This window comes from Pseudomonadota bacterium, from assembly GCA_030859565.1.
GTDB lineage: Bacteria > Pseudomonadota > Gammaproteobacteria > JACCXJ01 > JACCXJ01 > USCg-Taylor.
In genome coordinates this window covers 1-4,911 of record JALZJW010000204.1, presented here as the reverse complement: position 1 = coordinate 4,911, position 4,911 = coordinate 1, and the positions used below count along the sequence as shown (strand labels likewise).

Here is a 4,911-nt window from a genome sequence, read left to right as displayed (position 1 = left end):
AGTATGGCAAACGGGGCGAACATGGCCCCCTGAACGATGAAAAATGGGCCTCACGGCCGCGTTTCCGTCTGAAATCGATTCGTATGCACGCCGCGCAACCATTTTCGATTACTTGTTCAGAGCTTCCCTAAAGGGATAAGTGATCTACCATTATCTACCATCGTATTTGCAGGTGACATGTATCCTTCCCAAAGGTTAGCATAGTCGTGGACGTGGCTCTTGGGGTCAGTGGCTGGGATTCTGGCTCACTGGACTTGAAATGCCGTCTCTGTCCCCTGCATCATCCGATGGGTCGTTCGGCAAAGCCAGGGGATTACCGATGAGCCGGAATTGAGCAAGCAGATCGCCGTGGAGTTCCTCGACGGCGCAGGGTAACTACCCCACGAGCGCCTGTCGCGGCAAGAATTCCGGATCATGCTGCGCATCGCCACGGGTGCCGCGCTCACCGCCATAGCCGAGGAGTCGGCGCTCGGCCCCAAGACCGTGAGCACCTACCGCAGTCGGATTCTGCAAAAGATGGGTCTCAAGACCAACGCCGATCTGGTGCAGTACTGCACTCGCCATACGCTCATCAAGTAGTCATCTATCGCGGTCCCGCCCTGGCGTGGCCCCGCCGTGTCAGGTGCCTTACGCAAGCTGTAACGCAGCCACCCTGGGGCCCAGGCTGGCGCCATGCGTCGCTGTAGGCGTACTGAATCCTCCGATCCCCAACCGTCGAGGTTCAACGTCGGCGCCGGTCCGCGCTAGCGTATGTAAGGCATCCCTGATAAGTGACGCAGGTATCCCTGACAGACGGGGTCCCGCGCCTGTATTAGCATTCTCGTCAGGTAAGGATCAGAGGACGGCCGGAGCTGCCGGTAGCATGCTGCTAGAGAATGACAAGCTTCCCATGCAAGAGGGTCGCATGGCGTTCGCCGTTCGACCGCTTGCTCGGGCATACAATCTGGCCGTGCTCGCGTGGCTGCTGCTGCTCCTGCTGCTTTGGGCGGCGGGACTCTTATGGCTGGAGCGAAGCGGGCGGTTGCCGGCGCCACCCATCACCGCGACGGATTGTATCGACGAGAAATTTAAATTCCTGCACAAGACCGATCTTTCGAAGATCACGTTGCTTGCAGTTGGCTCATCAGTGACGGCCCACAGCTTAGATGCGGGGGCACTCCGTCGGCATTACGGGCCAGCTGTCAAGCCGATAAATGCCGCGCCATGCTTTCTCCGCACCAATCAGATTGCGGTCTTAACCAAGTTTTACCTGGCGCATATGCCCCAAGTAAACACCGTGCTGAGCGTTCTCGCCATGCGGGACTTCTCCGATTGCGCTTCTAACCCGACGGAATTCTTTAGTGCCAACGAGGCGGCTGCGTATATCTTCGAGCGGCGTAGCCTTTGGTATCTCTATTTTAAGAACTTTCGACCGGCGCCGTTTCTCCGGTTCGTGCTCGATCCGCCCAACATCCTTGAGAACATGGACCAGTACGGTTGGTCACCCCTCGAGCTGGAGCCCGACCCTCGTGAGGATGTCATTGTGGATGAGACCTGCTTCACGCACTTGCGAGAGCTGAGCCACACACTTGCGGCGCGTGGTATTAACTTTGTCGGCGTGCTGCTCCCACCCATGCCGGCCTGGTTGCACAAATATGACCCGCAGGGCGTGCGCGACCGGGCCTTCCGCGCCGCCGTGGCCAGCCATGTCCATCCCCAGCGCGCGGTCCTAATCGATGCCGCCCAGGGGCTTGAGCTGACCGATCAGGACTTCACTGATCCGGCCCATATCCACGCGGCTTCGGTCCCGACCTTCATGCGGTATCTGTTGCATGAGCTCGAAAAACGGAGGATGCAGCCCGCCCATCGTGTGGCGAGCAGACATGCTTTTTAACTCCTACGTCTTCCTCTTCGGCTTTTTGCCCGTCACCCTGGGAGTCTACTACCTGCTCGGCCGGCTGCCGTCCCCGCGGCCCGCCCTGACTTGGCTTACCAGCGCGTCGTTGTTCTTCTATGGCTGGTGGGATCCGCCCTATCTCATTCTGCTCGCCGCCAGCATGCTGTTCAACTTTAGCGTGGGAGTTCGCCTGACGCGCGCTGCGCGGCGGGCCGCGCCGCTGCGGCGGCCGCTGTTGGCATTTGGTATCGCCGGCAACCTGGCGCTGATCGGCTACTACAAGTACGCCGGTTTCTTCGCCGGTAGTCTGGAGGCTCTCTTTGGGTTCGACCTAGGCGAGCAGTCGGTGCTGCTGCCTCTGGCGATTTCCTTTTATACCTTTCAGCAGATTGCCTATCTGGTCGATGCGGCCAGGGGACAAGTAGAGGAATACAGCCTCATCGACTACTGCTTGTTCGTCGCTTTTTTTCCGCAGCTCATCGCCGGGCCAATCGTGCATCATCACGAGGTCATGCCGCAGTTCGCGCAGCGGGCTACGTTCCGCTTCAGCCATGACAACTTCGCGGTGGGTCTCACCTTTTTCACCATCGGGCTGTTCAAGAAGGTCGTTTGGGCCGACACGCTGGGGAGTTTTGCCTCGCCCGTATTTGCGGCAGCATCCGAGGGAGCGCCGATAAGCGCGCTTGAGGCCTGGACGGGTGTGCTCGCCTACACCCTGCAGCTCTATTTCGACTTCTCGGGCTATTCGGACATGGCCGTCGGATTAGCGCGTATGGTCGGTATCGAGCTGCCCTATAATTTCAATTCGCCCTACAAGGCGGTCAACATCATCGACTTCTGGCGCCGTTGGCACATGACTTTGTCGCGCTTTCTACGGGATTATCTCTACATCCCACTGGGAGGCAACCGATCCGGCCAGGGACGGCGCTACCTCAATCTGTTCCTCACCATGCTTCTCGGCGGACTCTGGCACGGCGCTGGTTGGACCTTCGTGTTCTGGGGCGCGCTCCACGGCCTGTTTTTGTTTGTTAATCATGCCTGGCATGCGGTGCGTGCCGCACTCGGCTTCCCGGTAGGTGGCGGGACGCGCTGGGGCCGTTGTCTAGCCCGCCTGCTCACCTTGCTGGCCGTCATCCTGGGCTGGGTGGTCTTCCGTGCGGAAACTATGGGCGCGGCCCTGAACCTGCTCTCAGCCATGGGAGGAAGCCATGGCCTCGTTGGCCTAGGCCCAGCGTCGGTCGAGCCAGCGGCCATCGCTCCGTTCGCAGGCTGGCCCGGGGGTAGCGAGATCGTGAAGCGCCTGCTGGCCGCTGACCGCCTGGTGTTTATAGCCGGCCTGTTTGCCGTGGCAGTGTTCGGGCCCAACTCGCAGGAATGGATCGATCGAGCTGGGCATCGTCAGCCGCTGGTCTGGCATCCCAATCTGCTTTGGGCGTCCGCTACGGCAGCGATGCTGCTGTTCTCGGTCACCCAGTTGTCCAGGGTTAGCGAATTTCTCTACTTCCAGTTCTAGATCCGGACCTGTAGCTGCCCTTCAAAGGATCTATCCTTTTTCTTATTTTTTAAGTCGCCCTCCGCCAAAGAGACAAAAAGGACCGTCCGTCCTAGCTCGGCTCCTGGGGAATTAACAACTGTTCAACCGACATGTCCCACCGATACGGGTGCGGTTGTTCCTTCGCACTCCTTAAATAAGTTACAGTAGGATTTTGGTTACCGATCAACAACGTAACGTTAAAGTCCTAAGGGGGAAAACAATGAGCATATTGCAAGAATTTAAAGCCTTTGCGGTGAGGGGCAACGTGGTTGACATGGCCGTCGGTATCATCATCGGCGCCGCCTTCGGAAAAATCGTGTCATCCTTCGTAGAGGATGTCATCATGCCTCCGATCGGTTTTCTTGTCGGGGGTGTCGACTTTGCCGATCTGGCGATTACGTTGCAGTCAGCCGCGGGGGAAGTCCCCGCAGTCACGTTGAACTATGGTAAATTTATCCAAACGTTATTCGATTTCACCATCGTCGCGTTTGCTATTTTCATTGCAATAAAAGCGATGAATGCCCTGAAAAAACAAAATGAAGCGCCTGCGGAGCCGCCGCCACCGTCGAACGAAGAGGTGCTGTTAACGGAAATTCGAGACCTGATGAGGGAGCGTAGGTAAACAGAAGATGTCATTAAAGGAGCCAGGCTCCGCTAACGGACCTTCATCTCGCCGGCGTCATCCATAGCACTACCGAAAGTCGTTTGCTAGACTCTAGGGGCATACTCTAACTACACGGCGGGAGGGGTCTATGCCGCAACGGAGAGATTTCCTCAAAGGCCTGGGCGGAGCCACTCTTGCGCTAGCGGGGGATGCGCTCATGCCTAGGGTCGCACGCGCGTTCGGGGGCGAACATGATGCGCTCGCCGCAGCGCCTCTTGAGGTTCTTCCCGGCAAAAGGACGCTTATCCGGCGCACCTACCGGCCGCCGAATTTCGAGACGCCAGTCCATCACTTTAATGAGGTCTTCACGCCGAATGACGCTTTTTTTGTCCGCTATCACCTCGCGAACATTCCGCGTATCGACAGCAAGTCGTGGCGGTTGCGTATCGAGGGCGATGCCGTCAAGAACGTCTCGGAGTTTAGTTTAGAAACCTTGCTGCGCGGCTTCGAGCACGTGGAGATCGCGGCCGTGAACCAGTGCGCGGGAAACCGCCGGGGCTTATTCGAGCCGCGCGCGCCGGGCGTCCAATGGGGTCACGGCGCCATGGGTAACGCGCGTTGGAGCGGTGTGCGCCTCGGAGACGTGCTGCGCCGCGTCGGGTTCAAGAACGGCGCCCTGGAAGTCGCCTTCGATGGCGCGGATGCGCCGCTCGTCGCTAAAACACCGGACTTTATCAAAAGCCTTCCGTTGTGGAAGGCGTTGGACGAGGATACCATCATCGCCTTCGAGATGAATGGGGAACCGCTACCACATTGGAACGGCTATCCGGCTCGCCTGGTGGTCCCCGGTTGGACGGCCACTTATTGGGTCAAGCATCTGGTGTCGATCAGAGTCGG

General features: G+C 58.6%; 5 protein-coding genes. All 5 read left to right on the top strand.

The features are described from left to right. Positions 1 to 414: 414 nt before the first annotated feature. Complete coding sequence (locus tag M3436_19245) at positions 415 to 579, top strand: LuxR C-terminal-related transcriptional regulator (GenBank protein MDQ3566125.1); 165 nt, start codon at positions 415 to 417, stop codon at positions 577 to 579. Between the two features lie 283 nt (positions 580 to 862). Then, complete coding sequence (locus M3436_19240; GenBank protein ID MDQ3566124.1) at positions 863 to 1,873, top strand: hypothetical protein; 1,011 nt, start codon at positions 863 to 865, stop codon at positions 1,871 to 1,873. Next, positions 1,863 to 3,389, top strand: a complete 1,527-nt coding sequence (locus M3436_19235) for an MBOAT family protein (GenBank protein ID MDQ3566123.1) — start codon at positions 1,863 to 1,865, stop codon at positions 3,387 to 3,389. Before M3436_19240 ends, M3436_19235 begins: the two co-directional genes overlap by 11 nt. Positions 3,390 to 3,630: 241 nt before the next feature. Further along, a complete protein-coding gene (mscL, locus tag M3436_19230; GenBank protein MDQ3566122.1) occupies positions 3,631 to 4,032 on the top strand; it encodes a large-conductance mechanosensitive channel protein MscL in 402 nt (133 codons plus the stop codon). Positions 4,033 to 4,162: 130 nt separating this feature from the next. After that, on the top strand, positions 4,163 to 4,911 hold a 749-nt coding region (locus M3436_19225), incomplete at its 3' end, for a molybdopterin-dependent oxidoreductase (protein ID MDQ3566121.1).

Coding starts and splice junctions, on each gene's coding strand:
- M3436_19235 (MDQ3566123.1), top strand. CDS start 1,863: ATGCTTTTTAACTCCTACGTCTTCCTCTTCGGCTTTTTGCCCGTCACC.
- mscL (MDQ3566122.1), top strand. CDS start 3,631: ATGAGCATATTGCAAGAATTTAAAGCCTTTGCGGTGAGGGGCAACGTG.
- M3436_19245 (MDQ3566125.1), top strand. CDS start 415: ATGCTGCGCATCGCCACGGGTGCCGCGCTCACCGCCATAGCCGAGGAG.
- M3436_19240 (MDQ3566124.1), top strand. CDS start 863: ATGCTGCTAGAGAATGACAAGCTTCCCATGCAAGAGGGTCGCATGGCG.